At 71.9% G+C, this 15,337-nt stretch carries 15 protein-coding genes; 4 read left to right on the top strand and 11 right to left on the bottom strand.

The genetic code is table 11. The features are described from left to right. Window positions 1-68: 68 nt before the first annotated feature. From ADL03_RS28995 to ADL03_RS28985, 3 genes are read right to left on the bottom strand one after another with little or no spacing between them, the layout of a single operon-like run. Entirely contained in the window at window positions 69-431 is a 363-nt protein-coding gene (locus tag ADL03_RS28995) for an STAS domain-containing protein (protein WP_197288723.1), read from the bottom strand. Window positions 432-451: 20 nt separating this feature from the next. After that, window positions 452-1,219 carry an iron-containing redox enzyme family protein gene (locus ADL03_RS28990; protein WP_082373551.1) on the bottom strand — a complete coding sequence of 256 codons (768 nt, stop codon included), beginning with the start codon at window positions 1,217-1,219 and terminating at the stop codon, window positions 452-454. Beyond that, complete coding sequence (locus ADL03_RS28985) at window positions 1,219-2,289, bottom strand: glutamate--cysteine ligase (protein ID WP_053736722.1); 1,071 nt, start codon at window positions 2,287-2,289, stop codon at window positions 1,219-1,221. Before ADL03_RS28985 ends, ADL03_RS28990 begins: the two co-directional genes overlap by 1 nt. Before the next feature lie 49 nt (window positions 2,290-2,338). On the opposite strand from ADL03_RS28985, the gene ADL03_RS28980 reads away from it, so the two are divergent. Beyond that, window positions 2,339-3,262 carry a DNA topoisomerase IB gene (locus ADL03_RS28980; RefSeq protein ID WP_053736721.1) on the top strand — a complete coding sequence of 308 codons (924 nt, stop codon included), beginning with the start codon at window positions 2,339-2,341 and terminating at the stop codon, window positions 3,260-3,262. On the opposite strand, the gene ADL03_RS28975 is transcribed toward ADL03_RS28980, so the two are convergent. The 3 genes from ADL03_RS28975 to ADL03_RS28965 are packed head-to-tail and all read right to left on the bottom strand — an operon-like array spanning window position 3,249 to window position 4,913. Next, the gene (locus ADL03_RS28975) at window positions 3,249-3,674 is read right to left on the bottom strand and encodes a DUF4383 domain-containing protein (protein WP_053736720.1); all 426 of its coding nucleotides are present in this window, start codon (window positions 3,672-3,674) and stop codon (window positions 3,249-3,251) included. The two genes, ADL03_RS28980 and ADL03_RS28975, sit on opposite strands and share 14 nt — an antisense overlap. 42 nt (window positions 3,675-3,716) lie before the next feature. After that, on the bottom strand, window positions 3,717-4,436 hold the full coding sequence (locus ADL03_RS28970; RefSeq protein ID WP_053736719.1) for a SigB/SigF/SigG family RNA polymerase sigma factor: 720 nt from the start codon (window positions 4,434-4,436) through the stop codon (window positions 3,717-3,719). Between the two features lie 12 nt (window positions 4,437-4,448). After that, window positions 4,449-4,913 carry an SRPBCC family protein gene (locus tag ADL03_RS28965; RefSeq protein WP_053736718.1) on the bottom strand — a complete coding sequence of 155 codons (465 nt, stop codon included), beginning with the start codon at window positions 4,911-4,913 and terminating at the stop codon, window positions 4,449-4,451. Window positions 4,914-5,419: 506 nt separating this feature from the next. On the opposite strand from ADL03_RS28965, the gene ADL03_RS28960 reads away from it, so the two are divergent. Then, window positions 5,420-5,683, top strand: a complete 264-nt coding sequence (locus ADL03_RS28960; protein ID WP_053736717.1) for a hypothetical protein — start codon at window positions 5,420-5,422, stop codon at window positions 5,681-5,683. Window positions 5,684-5,744: 61 nt separating this feature from the next. Here the strand turns inward: ADL03_RS28960 and ADL03_RS28955 are convergent, their stop codons facing one another. From ADL03_RS28955 to ADL03_RS28945, 3 genes are read right to left on the bottom strand one after another with little or no spacing between them, the layout of a single operon-like run. Then, window positions 5,745-6,665, bottom strand: coding sequence for a hypothetical protein (locus ADL03_RS28955; protein ID WP_053736716.1), 921 nt, complete (start codon window positions 6,663-6,665; stop codon window positions 5,745-5,747). Beyond that, window positions 6,662-7,870 (bottom strand): MFS transporter, encoded by a 1,209-nt coding sequence (locus ADL03_RS28950; protein ID WP_053736715.1) that lies wholly within the window; start codon window positions 7,868-7,870, stop codon window positions 6,662-6,664. Before ADL03_RS28950 ends, ADL03_RS28955 begins: the two co-directional genes overlap by 4 nt. 33 nt (window positions 7,871-7,903) lie before the next feature. Continuing rightward, window positions 7,904-9,265, bottom strand: a complete 1,362-nt coding sequence (locus ADL03_RS28945) for a DNRLRE domain-containing protein (RefSeq protein WP_053736714.1) — start codon at window positions 9,263-9,265, stop codon at window positions 7,904-7,906. A gap of 248 nt (window positions 9,266-9,513) precedes the next feature. On the opposite strand from ADL03_RS28945, the gene ADL03_RS28940 reads away from it, so the two are divergent. Next, the gene (locus ADL03_RS28940) at window positions 9,514-10,092 is read left to right on the top strand and encodes a hypothetical protein (protein WP_053736713.1); all 579 of its coding nucleotides are present in this window, start codon (window positions 9,514-9,516) and stop codon (window positions 10,090-10,092) included. On the opposite strand, the gene ADL03_RS28935 is transcribed toward ADL03_RS28940, so the two are convergent. Then, complete coding sequence (locus ADL03_RS28935; protein WP_053736712.1) at window positions 10,055-11,041, bottom strand: PHP domain-containing protein; 987 nt, start codon at window positions 11,039-11,041, stop codon at window positions 10,055-10,057. The two genes, ADL03_RS28940 and ADL03_RS28935, sit on opposite strands and share 38 nt — an antisense overlap. 434 nt (window positions 11,042-11,475) lie before the next feature. Between ADL03_RS28935 and ADL03_RS28930 the strand changes: the two genes are divergently transcribed. Then, on the top strand, window positions 11,476-14,295 hold the full coding sequence (locus ADL03_RS28930) for an AAA family ATPase (RefSeq protein WP_053736711.1): 2,820 nt from the start codon (window positions 11,476-11,478) through the stop codon (window positions 14,293-14,295). On the opposite strand, the gene ADL03_RS28925 is transcribed toward ADL03_RS28930, so the two are convergent. Then, window positions 14,248-15,321, bottom strand: a complete 1,074-nt coding sequence (locus ADL03_RS28925) for a protein kinase family protein (protein ID WP_231642375.1) — start codon at window positions 15,319-15,321, stop codon at window positions 14,248-14,250. The two genes, ADL03_RS28930 and ADL03_RS28925, sit on opposite strands and share 48 nt — an antisense overlap. Between the last annotated feature and the right edge of the window lie 16 nt (window positions 15,322-15,337).

Here is a 15,337-nt window from a genome sequence, read left to right as displayed (position 1 = left end):
CGGCTCAGGCCGGGCCGACGGGCCCGGCCTGAGGTGCGTCCGATCACGTTCCGCGCAACGGGCCTGGATCAGCCCGAGTAGCGGTCGACCGCCTCGTCCATCGACCGCAGGATCGTGAAGACCGTGTCGAGGCCGGTCGCCTCGATCGGCCGCAGCGCCGCACGCGTCGACGCGACGAGGACGAACTCGACACCGGTGCGGCCGGCGCGCTGCTGGCCGAGCACGAGGGCCTCGAGACCGGCCGAGCCGAGGAAGCGGACTCCGCCGAGGTCGACGACGACGGCCCGGTTCGCCTCCACCACGTGCGTGTCGAGGGGTGCGGTCAGCTCGCTGGAACTGGTGGTGTCGAGCTCCCCGGACACGTGCAGCACGACGACGTCGGATGAGATCCGGTCGACGACCACGGTGGCGAGTGTGGTGGGGTCGGGCACGCTGGCTCCTTTCGCGGCGTTCAGCATCCCACGTTAACGCGGGCCTGGGTGACCAGCCACCGTCCCCTCAGCGAAGAGCGGCCTGCCTCACAGGCGGCGTGCACGTGCCGCACGAGCCGGGCGTGCAGTTCGTGGCAGACCGTGAAGCCCAGGCGCACGTCGTCCGGCGGGCACTGGACGGGCAGCAGCTGGGCGAACGGGTCGCCGCCGATCGTGTCGACGGCGGTCAGGAAGCCCACCAGGGCACCGACGAGCCGCTGGTGCATGCCGAACAGGCTCAGCGCGTTGGCCAGCGCCAGGGTCTGCGCGGGCATCTCGTCGACGCTCGTGGCGCAGTCCAGGTCGCGGAGGGTCACGGTGAACAGCACGGAGTGCGTGCGTTCGTCACGGGAACCGTAGGCGTCGCCGTGGATGTCGCGCAGCGCCGAGCGCATCTCCCGGCGCGGGTGCCAGAACGCCTGGTGCTCGCGCAGCTCGGCCCGGGCGGCGTCGTCCAGCGGCACCGCGGGCGTGGTCTCCTCCAGCGCGCGCAGCCCCTGCTCCCAGCGGGCTTCCAGCGCGCCCTGGAACTGGGCCAGCGCCGGGTGGTCGTCCCAGGCGGGGTGCACGTCGTCGAAGCCGCGCGTCCGCAGCCGGTAGCAGATCCACAGCGACAGCTGCAGGTCGTCGTCCGCGCAGGTCTCCCTGGTGCCGCCGCTGACGAGCAGCGCGGGCCGCGGCAGCGGTGCCGAGCGGAGCGCGGCGACCAGCGCGGCGCTCATGTGGCCGCGGGGAGCAGGCAGGCGCATCAGGTGTCCTCACGCGTTCGGGCGATCAGCATGTCCACAAGGGACTCGGGGTCCTGGCAGCGACGCTGACGTGCGGCACCGGAGCCGTTGTGGCGCAACCAGTCAATGTGCCGCTCCACAGTAGACAGGGTGCCGCGTTCGCGCAGCACGGGTGCCACGTGCTCGACGAGCGCCACCGCCCGGTCGAACGCGGGGGAGAGCTGTCCGGTGCACGGGTCGGCGGCCAGGCCGTCGATGCCGTCGCGTGACGCCCGCCAATATGCCGCCCTCAGCACGGCGTCGTCCACCCGCTGTTCGGAGGGCCCGGCCGCCACGAGGGCGCCGATCAGCTCCGCGAGCACGACGACTTCCGTTGCCAGCAGCGGGATGTCCGCCACGCGCACCTCGACGGTCGGATGACCGGCCGACGGGCGGACGTCCCAGTACACCATCGCCCGGTCGATCAGCGCCTCGGTCGCGATGACCGCCTCGACGGTCCGGTCGTAGTGCTCGGGCCCCTGCCACACCGGCGGCGGCCCGCTGATCGGCCACCGCGACCACACCATGGACCGCCAGCTCGCGTACCCGGTCTCCTCACCGTCCTGGTACGGGGAGTTCGCGCTCAGCGCGAGCAGCGTCGGCAGCCAGGTCCGCAGCCTGTTGGACGCCTCCAGCGCCGCCGCCTTCGACGGCACGCCCACGTGCACGTGCAGCCCGCACGCGCCCTGCCCGATCACCAGCCTGCGGTGGGAGTACTCGATCCGGTGATACCGGGGGTCGTCCGTTCCGGGTGGGGGACCGGCCTTGCCGATCGGCGGCATGCCCGTGGCCACCAGCCGGCACCCGGCCTCGTCGGCGGCCCGCACGAGGACCCGCCTGGCCGCGCGGACCTGCTCGTCGAGCTCGGCGGAGGTGTGGCACACGCCGGTCGCGACCTCGATCTGGAACGGCGTCAGCTCGCCCTGCACGTCGAGGTCCCCCGGCGCGCGGGACAGCTCCCTGACCTGGGGCGCGAGTGCCACGGGCCGCCGCGTCCCGGGGTCGACGAGGAGGAACTCCTGTTCCACACCGACCGTGTAGTCATCTTTCATCGGCGAGCGGGTACCCGCATCCCATGCTGATCAACCACGAGGTGTCCAGTTGAGACTCCGCCGCAGCAACACCGCAGGTCCGGGCTGGACGCGCCGCCGGCACGGCAAGGGTTTCCGCTACGCGACCACCGCCGGCGAGCCGCTCGGGCCGGACGAGATCGCGAGGGTGAAAGCCCTGGTCATCCCGCCCGCGTGGCGGGACGTGTGGATCAGCCCGCACCCCAACGGGCACATCCAGGCGATCGGTGTGGACGACGCGGGCCGGCGCCAGTACCTCTACCACGAGCAGTGGCGGACGAACCGGGACGCGGAGAAGTTCGACCGCGTCCTGCGGCTGGCGCCGAGGCTGCCGAAGTTCCGCGCGCAGATCGTCGCCGACATGAAGAAGCGCGGCCGCACCCGGTTGCTCGCCATCGCGCTGCGCATGCTCGACCTCGGCGTCTTCCGCGTCGGTCACGAGGAGTACGTGGAGGAGAACGGCAGCCACGGCGTGGCGACCCTGCTGTGCGAGCACCTGAGCGTGCGCGGCGACCGGGTCAGGTTCCGCTTCCCCGCGAAGCACGGCGTGCAGGTCGACGAGGAGATCACCGACCCGCAGCTGGCCCGTGCCGTCCGCACGCTGCTCAAGGACCGCACGCCGGACTGCCGGGTCTTCGACATGACCGCCTACGACGTGAACGAGCGGTTCCGCGAGCTGGTCGGCGACGAGTTCACGGTCAAGGACCTGCGGACCTGGCACGCCACGGTGGCCGCGGCGAAGGCGTTCTCCGCGGCGCTGCAAGAGCGCGGCAAGCCCACCAAGCGGGCGATCAGCGCGGTGATGAAGGACGTGGCCGAGCACCTGGGCAACACCCCGGCGGTGGCGCGGAAGTCCTACGTGGACCCGCGGCTGGTGGAGTCGTTCGAGAACGGCCGGGTGATCGGCGGCGGTGACCCGGAACGGGCGGTGCTGCGGTTGCTCAGGACGACTTGAGCGCTGAGGCGCGGTCGCACTGGCGGCACCAGACGGCGCCCTGCGCCACCGCCAGTGCGGCGAACCCGGCCAGCAGGTGCAGCACGTTGCTGCCGGGGTTGACGTTGAGCACGTTCACGACCTGGTCGTCGTAGCGCGCCATGCCCAGGCCGAACGTCACCAGCAGTGCCGCTGCCACCAGCAGCGCCACGTTGCCGAGCGCCCTGAGGTTGCCCAACGCGAGCAGCAGCGGGACGCCGAAGACGAGGTGCAGCACGTTCTGCAGCGGGTTGACCCGCAGCCAGAGCAGCCAGGTGTCCGACTCGGCCGCGAACCCGGAGAAGCCGGTGACGAGGAAGCCGGCCGCGCCCCAGAGCGCGAGCAACACCCCGGTGCCGATCGCGAGCTTCTGGGGCCACCGCAACCGGTTCATGCCCTCAGTATCACCAGTGCCGGGCGTTCCCGCTCGCTCACGTCACTCCTCGGCCAGCAGGCCGGTGCGCAGCTGCTCCAGCGACTTCGTCAGCAGCCGTGACACGTGCATCTGGGAGACGCCGACCCGGCGGGCGATCTCCGTCTGGGTGAGCCGGCCGAAGAACCGCAGCACCACGATCGTGCGTTCGCGACGGGGAAGGCCCCGCAGCATCGGCTGCAGGGCCTCGTGGATCTCGACGCCTTCGAGCGCCGGGTCGTCGACGGTGTTGTCCTCCAGCGCGTCGAGCGGCGCGAAGGCGACGTTCTTCTCGACCCGCAGGCCCTCGTAGACGTCGGTGAGCGCGATGCCCAGGTGCCGGGCGATCTCCGACGGGGTCGGAGACCGCCCGGAGCGGTGCGACAGCTCGGCGGTGGCACCGTCGATCGCGTCGCACAGCTCCTTCAGGCGCCTGGGCACGCGCACGGCCCAGCACTGGTCGCGGAAGTGGCGGCGGACCTCGCCGGTGATCGTGGGCACGGCGTAGGACAGGAAGTCCGTCTGCCGCTCCACGTCGAACCGGTCGATGGCGTTGATCAGTCCGACCGCCGCCACCTGGGCGAGGTCCTCCATCGGCTCGCCGCGTTCGCTGAAGCGGCGGGCGATGTGTCGTGCGAGCGGGAGGTACTCGCGCACCAAGCGGTCGCGCAGCGCGTGGTAGCGCGGCGAGTCACGTGCGGTGCGGGCGAGCTCCTCGAACGCCGCGTGCTGGTCCGGCGTCAACGGGCACCACGATCAGACCTGGGGCGGCGGCGTGACGTCGCCCCGCCACGCTCCGGTCTCGACACCGCGGTTCTCGATGAACTCCTTGAACCGCTTGAGGTCGCCCTCCACGCGGTGGCCGACGACGCCGAGTGCGGCGCCCGCCTTCTCGGTGATGGTCTCGGGCGTGAACTCCATCTGGACGTGCACCCGAGTCGTGTCGTTGTCGATCCGGTGGAACGTGACCACACCGGCCTGCGGCGTGCCCTCGACAGCGGTCCAGGCGACGCGCTCGTCGGGGTGCTGCTCGGTGATCTCCGCGTCGAACTCGCGGACGACACCACCGATCTTCGTGGTCCAGTGGGTCCTGGTCGGCGTGACCTGGTCGATCTTCTCGACGCCGTCCATGAACGCCGGGAAGGATTCGAACTGGGTCCACTGGTTGTACGCGGTGCTCACCGGCACGTGGACGTCCACCGACTTCTCAATGGTGGTCACGAAACCTCCTCATCATCGTTGTGATCACTTGTGGTCGACCAGTGGTTACCCGTCGAACGCGGACCTACACATCCGGATGAGTCCGCAATGGACAGTCACGCTGCGTGCTGGATCGCGCGCCTGGTACGCGCCGTGACTCACCCGCACCGACCGCGGTCCAGGTCCTGGGTGCCGCATACCGCTCGTATGCGGCCGCTCGTGGGGCATGCTTCGTTCGGGTGCAAGTGGTTTCTCCGCTTCTGCGCGGGATGCCCTGTTCCGCCGGATCCCCGCCCACCGGCCCGGCGACGCCGCTCCGGCCGCAGGTGCGCTGGTGGAGGGCTTGGTCGCCGGTGCGACGGCGGAGGAGCGCCCGTTCGGGAAGCCCTGCCGCCACTGAACCGAACGGGTGACAGCGGTCCTTTGCGCGCTGGAAGAATCGTTAATCTCGCCGTGAGCAGGGGTGCTAGGAGGTTGCGGCGGTGTTGACGTGCGTGGAGGTTCGCCGTGCTGCTGGAGGCCTCCGGTTGTTCGTCCGTCCCCCGGCCGCGCTGCGCTGGAGCGCGCGACTGGGGTACGAGCGGGTGTCGGAGCTGTTGGCCGCGATTCGCGAAGCCGAGTCGTGTTCGGTGCCGGACGTGGCGCTGACCTACGTGCCCGACCAGCGGACCGGAGAGGCCGAACTGGCGTGCGCGACGGGGTCGGTGCTGCTGGCCGCCGCCGAGGTGGCGCTGCTGCACGACGCGCTGCGGGCGCACATGCCGGACCGGATGAGGCCGCTGCCGGTCTGACCGCCCGCCGGGGCAGCCGATCGGGTCCGCGGGGCGGTCACCAGGGCGCGGGTGAGCCGGCCTAGGGCACCAGCACCTGCGCGGTACCGCTGCCGTCCGCGGGAACGGCCCACACGTCGTTGGTCCCGTCGTCGCGCTGGATGCCGTAGCCGACCGTGCGGTCGTCGAGCCAGGCCGGCTGGTCGTCGACGCTGCGGGTCTCCGCCAGCGGCGTGACCCGTCCGGTCGCGAGGTCGAGCACGGAGACGCGCCAGCCGCGTTGCGGGTCGCCGTCGACCGCGGCCTTGTGGGCGATCCGGGTGCCGTCGGGCGACAGCGACGGGCATTCGACGTTGTCCACCAGCGTGCGGGCCTTGCGGGCCGCGAGGTCGCCCTCGATGAGGTAGCGGTGGCCGCCGGTCGACATGGTGGCGTAGAAGCGGTTGTCGTCGGCGGCGAACGTGACGCCCCAGAAGTTCGCGTCCGGGGGCAGCGGGGCCATGCCCTCGATGGAGAGCTCCTCCAGCGACCGCACGAGCGTCCCGGTCTTCGTGTCCAGGATGCCCGTGCTCGTCGAGAACCCGTTGGCGGCGTAGGAGTGGCCGTCGACGAACAACGTCCAGGCCACCATCCGGCCGCTCGCTGAGACGCGGGTGCGGTTGGGGAACCCGGTCAGCGGGACGGTCCGCAGCTCGTTCAGGCCCGCGTCCAGCACCGCCAGCTCACCGGCCTTGAGCGCACCGACCGGCCGCAGGCAGGAGATCGTGCCACCGGCGCCGTAGACGCGGTCGCAACGCTGCGCCGTGACCTCCCTGGGCCCGGCCGGGTCGGCGCGCGACACGGTGGCGAGCCGGCCGTTGTCGAGCACCAGCAGCCGCGGACCACCACCGACCGGGACGGAGTCCGCCGCCTCACCGGTGGACGAGGACAGCGCGGTGTACCCGATCGCGACGCCGGCCAGCAGCACGGCGGCGACCACGGTGACGAGCAACCGGTGCTTCACGCGCGCACCTTCCTTCCGAGCAGGGCGGCGGTGGCGGCCAGTGCGAGCACCACGGCGAGGGCGGCGATCCTGGTGGCGGCCTCCGGTCCGAGGAACTGCCAGCCCAGGCCGAACAGCACCGACGAACCCAGGTAGGCCAGCGCCTGTCCACTTTGGATCAACGCGATACCGGTGGTGCGCAGCGACTCCGGCAGCACCGGACCGGCGAGCGCCATCAGCACGCCGTCGGTGGCCGCGTAGAAGACGCCGTACAGCAGCACGACCAGCACGAGCAGCGGCCAGCCGCCGAGCGGTCCGAAGAGCAGCAGGTAGACGACGGTCAGCGCGCCGTAGCCGGACAGCATCACCGGCAGCCGCCCGACCCGGTCGGCGAGCGCGCCCAGGGGAGCGGCGAGCAGCAGGTAGACCAGGCTGGTGCCGACCGCGAGCAGCGGGAACCAGCCGAACGCCAGCCCCTCCCGCTTCTGCAGCAACAGGTACACGAACCCGTCGCCGATGGTGACCAGACCGAGCAGCGCGGCTCCGGCGACGATCCTCCGCACGGCCGGGTCCCTCAGCAGGGCCAGCCGGAGGGGTTCCCTGCGCTGCACCGGTTCCGGCCGGTCGCGCACGTAGAGCACCAGCACCAGCACGCCGAACGCGGCCACGCAGAAGCTGGTCATGAACACCGCGTCGAACGACTGGGCCGACGCGGCGAGCACCGCCATGGCGACGAGCGGCCCGGCGAACGCGCCGATGCCGTCCATCGCCCGGTGCACGCCGAACGCCCGGCCGAGGTCGGCGCCGGTCGTGGACAACGTGATCAGGGCGTCACGCGGTGCCGTGCGCAGCCCCTTGCCCGCGCGGTCGGCGGTGATCACCAGCCCGAGCGCGGCCGTGGAGCTGCCCACGGCCAGCAGCCCGAGCTTCGCCACCGCGGAGAGCCCGTACCCGAGCCCCGCGACGGCCTTGCGCTTCCTGGTCCGGTCGGCGAGGTAGCCCCCGGCCAGCCGGAGCAGCGTGGTGGCGCCGGTGTAGACGCCGTCGACCAGCCCGTACGCCGCCGGGCTGAGCTGGAGGCCGACGACCAGGTACAGCGGCAGGACGGCGGCCACCATCTCCGACGAGACGTCGGTGATCAGGCTGACCGTGCCGAGCGCGAAGACGTTGCCGCTCAGCCCCTTCCAGCTCGCTGCCTTCGGTCGGTCTACTGTGGACAGGTACACGTCGGCCTCCAGCCGGTCAGCCCGTGGCGTGCGTCAGTGGCAGTTCGTGGTGCCGCTGTCGGCGTAGGTCTTGCCCGACTCGGGCACGAACTGCCAGTCGAAGCTGTTGCTGTGCAACGTCAGCTTCAGCACGCCGCGGGTACCGGTGTTGCGCGCCTCGCTGTTCGGCTTGATCGTGCCGAACCCGTAGGCCCCCGCACCGCCCATGCCCGCGACGAACGTCCTGATGCCGCGCGCCGTGTCCAGCCCGCCACTCGGGTTCTGCGGGGCGAACCGCTCGTACTGGTGGTTGTGGCCGAACAGCACCACGTCCGCGTTGTAGTCGTACAACGCCTGGAACAACGGCTTGGTCGCCGTCGACGGCGCGTGGTTGGCACCACTGGTGAACAGCGGGTGGTGCCAGTACGCCGCGGTGCACGGCTTCGTGCTCGCCGCCAGGTCCTGCCGCAGCCACTGCTCCTGCGCGCTGCCCGCGGACATGGTGATGTTGGAGTTGAGCGACACGATGTGCCAGTTGCCGATGTCGTAGGAGTAGTACCCCTGCCCCGACGGCCCGGCGAGCGACCCGAAGTAGCTGTAGTAGCCCGAGGCGCCACTGGTGTTGTAGTCGTGGTTGCCCGGCGAAGGCCGCGTGCGCGCCTTGTGTCGCCCCCACGTGGGCTCGTAGTAGGAGTTGAACTGCGACAACGTCCCGTCCGGGTACACGTTGTCCCCGGTCGTCCAGACGGTGCCCTGGATGGTGTCGAGCAACGCGGCGGTCGCGCTGTCCCCGGTACCGGAGTCCGCGATGTCACCGGCGCCGACGAACACCGGGTCCCCGGTGGCCGGCGGCGTGCCGGTGGTGACCACGAGCCGCGGCGCCGTGGTGGCACCGGACTCCCGCGAGTCGAAGTCGGCACCGTCGGAGCTGCTCGACGTGACCGCGACGGCGAACGTGCCGTTGCCCGTGACGAGACCGGTGACGTCGACCTCGTACCAGGCGTTGCGGCTGACCGAGCCGAGCGACCCGAGCGTGGCACCGTCGACACCCGGCTGGGCGTTCCAGGTGACACCGGTCTCGGACCAGCTGGTGTCGCTCATCGCCCGGACCGTGCCACCGCTCGGACTCTCCGCACCGGAGACGTCGTCGGTGTGGACGCGCAGCTTGACGCTGCTGACCGTCTCGGTGAGGCCGGACACCACGAACTTCAGGAACGTCCGCTTGACCGGCGCGTTGTCCACGCCGAGCTGACCGGACGTGCCGTAGTTCGTGCCGGTGGATCCGTTGTCCACGTACGTGTCCGCGGTGGCGGTGAACGTGGTGGTGGCTGCTTGCGCTGAGGTGGAGGCGGTGATCGTTGCCGCCGTGACGACGACCGTGGCGAGCACGGCCAGTGGAGCCCTGCGACGTGACATGCCGGCGCACTTCCTTGTTGGCGGACATGGGCCGTCGCGAAGGGTAGAGCGCGGTGCATCGGTGGCTGATGATCGTACGAGGGCCAAAGGGTGAACGCGGGAAGAACGACGTTGACGGTGACCTCACGGCCGCCCGCGCCGCGGCCCGCGTTGCCGATGTCGGGCAGTCACCACCACGTTCACCGAACCGGATGGCCCGCTGAGCCCTGCGGGTGTATCTCTCGTCCGAACGGCGGTTCCTTCCCGGTATGGGAGTCGAGGTCCGCGACCCTCGCTGGCTCGCCGCGGTGCCGGGAGCCGAGCTCGTGGTCGGGCTGGACGACGTGGGCCGCTGCGCTGCCGACGGCTACCGGGTGACGGTGCTGATCGACCTGGTGCCCGACAACGTGACATCGCTGCGCACGATGGCGGCCGAGGCCGTCGGCGCCGGAGCGCGCAAGGTGCGGGTGCGCCCGCACGGGCTGGACCGCGTCACCCTCGTCCACGCGGCCGTCGAGCTCAACCGGGTCGCCGAGGACGACGCGGTGGAGGTCCAGTTCGACGTGACGTCGGCCGCCCTGCTGCGCGCCGACCCGCAGGCGTTCGTGCGGGTGGACCCGCTGGTGGTGCTCGCGGACGGGACGGTCGTGCCGATCTGCACCGGCCTGGAGCGCTACGCGCTGGGCCGGCTGGGCGACCTGTCGGAACTTCTCCGCGCCTGGAACCCGGCCCCGGTCCGCGACCTGTGCCGGGCGGCCCTGGCCCGTGCACTGGCCGACACCGGCCCGCTGGTGTCGTGGTACGAACACCTCACCCGGCCAGCAGCCGAGCCGCCGGCCGGGTGTTGATCACCAGGTCGGCCGTCACCCCGCACTCCTCCGCCCGCGCGCAACCGTAGTTCAGCCAGTCCAGCTGACCGGGCGCGTGCGCGTCGCTGTCGATCGAGAACGTGCACCCGGCATCCACCGCCAACGACAGCAACCTGCGCGGCGGATCGAGGCGCTCAGGCCGTGAGTTGATCTCCACAGCGGTGCCGTACTCCGCACACGCCTCGAAAACCCGCTCCGCGTCGAACTGCGACTCGGGCCGCCCCTTGCCGACGACGAGCCGCCCGGTGCAGTGCCCGAGGATGTCGACGTGCGGGTTCGCCACCGCCGTGACCATGCGCTCGGTCATCTCGGCCCGCGGCATCTTCAACTTCGAGTGGACACTCGCGACCACGACGTCCAACCGCTCCAACAGGTCGTCGTCCTGGTCCAGCGACCCGTCGTCGAGGATGTCGACCTCGATGCCGGTGAGCACGAGGAACGGCGCCAGCTCCACGTTCAGCTCCGCCACGACGTCGAGCTGCTTCACCAACCGCTCCCGCGACAGCCCGTTGGCGACGGTCAACCGCGGCGAGTGGTCGGTCAGCACCATCCACTCGTGCCCGAGGTCCCGCGCCGCCTCCGCCATGTCCCTGATCGGACTGCCCCCGTCGGACCAGTCCGAATGCACGTGACAATCCCCTTTGAGCCGCGCGCGCAACTCCTCGCCCCCGGTGATCTCCACGTGCCGGAGCTTCGCGAGGTACTGCGGCTCCCGGTCAGCCAGCGCGTCCACGACCACACCGGCGGTCGACTTGCCGACTCCCTTGAGATCCGTCAACGTGCCGAGCTCGGCCCGCTTCTCGACGTCCTCCGGCGCCAACCCGGCGAGGACGGCGGCCGCGTTGCGGAAGGCCTGGACGCGGTAGGTCGGCTCGCCCGCTCGTTCGAGGTGGAACGCCACCTGCTTCAACGCCTTGACCGGATCCATACCTCTTCCTACCCCACCCGCCGACCACCCGCCTCCGTTGCGACGCGGCGCGTCGGGCGGGCGTGCTCGGTGCGAGGGAGGAGCCAGACAGGCAGGGAGGCGGAGCCGCACGTGGCCGGGCCAGGCCTCGTACCTCGCAGGGCAATGGAGCGAAGCGAGACGTCTCTCCCTGACCTCAGGCAGGTGCTCGCCTATCGAGCGAAGCGAGACGAATCTCCCTCACTTCAGGCTTTCCGCACCCGTCGAGCGAAGCGAGGCGTTTCTGCCTTCCCTTGACGGGTAGTGGTATCAAGCCCCAATCGCGATCGTCGCGAAGCGGCGATGAACCCCGAACGTCGTCACTGCCTGACCAACCCCGGTGTCAAGGTGATCGCTCACGGACGCAACCCAACCCCGGTGCCAAGGCGACAGGCAAACGGACCCACCCCACCCCCGTGGAACACTACTGCCCGGTACCACCAAAGCGAGGGAGGGCAGTCACCGTCGACACCCCACCCCGCTTCTTCGGCCGCACCCCAGAACTCCACACCGTCCTGACCTGCGTCGACCAAGCCCCCGCCACCGGCCTGATCTCCATCCAGATCACCGGCGAACCGGGCATCGGCAAAACCAGCCTCCTGACCGAAATCGCCCGCACCCTCCGCGCCCGTGACTGCGCGGTGCTGGAGTCGGCGTCGGACGTGCTGGGCAAGCGCATCCCGTACGGCGCGGTGGTGGCGGCGATCCGGAGTCTCCCGGCGCCGGTGGACCGGGTGCGCGCGGAGGCGTTGGCGGCGTTGGAGTTCTCCGGCAGCGACGACTCCGGTGCGTGGTTCGGGCGGGCGTGCGACCAGGTGGTGCGGTTGCTGACCGGGCTCACGGCGGCGCGGCCGGCGGCGTTGCTCGTCGATGACCTCGACCACGTGGACGACGACTCGCTCGCGTTGCTGGGGCTGGTGTTGCGGCGGGTGTCCGCGGCGCCGCTGGTGCTGGTCACCGCGAGCCGGTCCCCCGTCAGCGAACCGGGGGCCGAGCACCTGCTGGACCGGGTCGAGCAGCACGCGGAGGTCGTGCGCGTCGAGCTCGCGCCGCTGTCGGGTGCGGATGTCGCGCGGATCGTGGAGGCGGTGCTGCGGACGCCGGTCGACGAGGCGCTCGCCCGTGAGGTGCACCAGCGTTCCGACGGCAACCCGTTCTTCGTCACGGAGATCGCGCGTTCGCTGCGGGAGCTCGACCTGGTGACGCTCGACGGCGGGCGTGCGCGGCTCGCGGTGTCGCCGGACGCGATCCGGCTGACCCGCCGTGAAGCGGTGCTCCGCCGGGTGGCGCCGCTGGAGAACGACACGCGGCTGGTCGCGCGGGCCGTGTCGGTGTTCCGGCGCGTGCGGCTCGACCAGATCCCTTTGCTGGCACGGGTTGCGTCGCTGCCCGAGCACACGGTGGTCGAGGCGTTCGACGCGCTGCTGCGGGCGCACATCGTGGTGCACGACGACGAACGCGGCTACCGGTTCTCGCACGCGCTGGTCGGGGAGGCGCTCTACCACGAGGTCGGCCCCGCGCAGCGCCGTCACCTGCACAGCCTGATCTCCGCGCGGTTGCTGGACGACCGCGCGCAGGGGTTGCCCGTCGACCTGCTGCAGCTCGCCTGGCACCTGGCCGAGTCCGCGGCGCCGGGCGACCGGGTGGCGGTGGGCGTGCTCGCCGAGGCGGCCGCCCTCGCGCGGTCCACGGCGCCGGAGACCGCGGCCGCGTTGTGCGGCCGGGCGCTGCAGTTGTTGCCGCGCAACGCACCCGAACGCGCCGAGCTGCTCGCGCTGCAGTGCCGGGTGCTCGCGCGTGCCTCCCGCCCGGCGCTCGCGATCGAGCCCGGCCTGGCCGCGCTGCGGTGGCTGCCCGCCGGTCAGGAACGTGCCCGCGTCGTCACCGCCGTGATCTCCTCGCTGTTCTCGGTGGGGCGCACGGCCGAGGCGGTGGAGCTGGCCGACCGCGAGGTGGCCGGTGCGGACGTGCCCGCGTCGCTGCGGGCGCAACGCGCGGTGCTGCTCGTCTACACCGGCCGGCACGACGCGGCGGCGGCCGAGGTCGCGCGGGTCGAGGCGTTGCCGATGGGGTCGCCGAACGAGGGCGTGATCGTCAACGAGCACCTCGCGATGCTGACCTCGCTGCTGTTCCGCCACGACGAGAGCGTCGAGTACGCGAACCGCGCGCTGGCGTGCAGCGACGGCCAGCCGATGCTGGAGCTGCAGGCGTTGTCGGTGTGCGCGTCGATCAGCGCGCTGGCCGGGCTGGTGCACGACGCCGGGTGGCGGCTGCGGCGGGCGGAGGAGCTGGTCGACCAGGTGGGTTCGCACGGTTTCCGCGCCGAACGGGCCTCGTCGCGCGTGGTGCTGGACTGGCTGGGCGGCCGCTGGGATGCGGCACTGGACGGCATCGCCCGGTGGCGGCCCGACGTCGAGGCCGCCCAGGCCGACCAGGCGATCGGGGTCCTGCGGGCGGTCGAGCTGTCGATCCGCACGTGGCGCGGTGAGCTGGACGTGGCCGCGCGGCTGGCCGCGTTGCCCGCCCCGGCGTCGGTGAACATCTCCCGCCTGCACGCCCTCGCGCTCGCCGAGCACCTGATCGCCCGGGGTGCCGTCGACCAGGCGCACGACCTGCTCACGTCCGGCGTCGGCGACCGGCTGGAGGCCCCCTACTCCTGCGTCCTGGTCGCCCGCGCGATCGAGCTGGACCTCGACCGCGGCCGCGCGGCCGATGCGGAGGCGGCGCTCGACCGGCTCGCCGCGGTCTCGCCGGCACGGGTGTCGCCGTGGTCGCGCACGACGGTCCTGCGGGTCACCGGGCTGGTGCGCCGGGACGTGCACCCGGTGCGGGAGGCCGTGTCCGAGGCCGCGCTGGGCGGGCTGGAGTTCGAGAAGGCCCGCGCCCAGCTCGTGCTCGGCGAGCTGGCGGACGACGAGGTACCGGCGCTCGTCGAGGCCTACACGACCTTCCAGCGGCTCGGCGCCCACGGCCTGCGCCGCCAGGCGGGCAACCGGTTGCGCGCCCTGGGGGCCAAGGTGCCGCGGGCGCGGTCGAAGGCACCGGGCCTGCTGACCGAGGCCGAGGAGAACGTCGCCAGGCTCGTCCAGCAGGGCATGCGCAACCGGGACATCGCCGCCGCACTGCACTACAGCCCGCGCACGATCGAGGTCTACCTGTCCCGCATCTACGCGAAGCTGCACGTGTCGTCACGCCTGGAGCTCGCCCGCGTCCTCGACGCTATGCAACAGCGCTGAGCCAGCCGCCGCCGGGTACGGCGTCAGCCTGCTCTCCTCGCGGAACCGCCGGTAGAACCCCGTCATCACCTCGGCGACCGGGGCGTGCCGGGTCAGCACCGCCGCGACCCCCGGCGGCACCCCCGGCGGCGGCTCGCCCTGGGCACACGCGCGCAGGAACGCCCGGTGCTCGTCCCCGCGGTACCCGTACCGGGCGGCGATGAGCCAGAGCACGAGGTGCGTGACCGTGTAGCAGCGGTCGTAGGACCGGTGCCCGGCGAAGAATGAGGCCTCGTCCGCTGCCAGGTCGAACCGGGAGGAGATCGCCAGGCCGTAGTCCGCGAAGTACAGCCGGTCGCCGTCGGTGAGGATGTTCTGGAAGTGGCCGTCGAAGTGCAGGAGGCCGTGCGCGTTCATGAACGACGTGCCGGCGTGCAGCTGCGTCTCGACCATGGCGCACGCCCGGTCGAGGGCCTCGTCGCCCGCCGCGACCTGGGTGTCCAGCCAGTCGTGCAGGGTGTGCGGGAAGTGCTCCAGGAACACCGCGATGCTGGCCGTCGAGTCGCGCAACGCCTCGATCCGCCGCCGGATCCCCGCGCCGCCGCCCCAGTAGGCGATCGCGTGCTCCACGTCGGCCAGTTCCTCGGGCGGCGACTGGCCCGGATGCGGCAGCACCCGCCAGTGGTAGGTCAGCGGGAAGCCCGCGTGGTCACCGGCGAGCACCCAGTCCGTCGTCATCGCGTGCACCGCCAGCTCCCGCCACGCCCCGAAGCCCGGCCCGCCGACGAGCCCGACACCGAAGTGGCAGGGGGACGGCATCCCGAAGAGGTTCGCGGTGGACCGGACGTGCTCCGGCCGCAGCTCCAGCTCGGTCAGCGGCACCCGCTTGACGAACACCGGCGTGCCGCCGACGTGCACCAGCACGGCCGTCCCGCCGATCCCGGACCCCAGCCGCGTGCCCGCGCCGAGCAGGTCGCCGAGCTCCCGGTCGCTACACCCGGCCAGCGCCGCGGACACCGCACCGTGAACAGCCAGCCGTGTGCGCACCACCCCGACAGTACGG

The sequence above is a fragment of the Nocardia sp. NRRL S-836 genome (assembly GCF_001279525.1).
Taxonomy (GTDB): domain Bacteria; phylum Actinomycetota; class Actinomycetes; order Mycobacteriales; family Pseudonocardiaceae; genus Lentzea.
The sequence above is the reverse complement of the archived record's forward strand: the minus strand, read 5'-3'. Positions and strand labels throughout refer to the sequence as shown.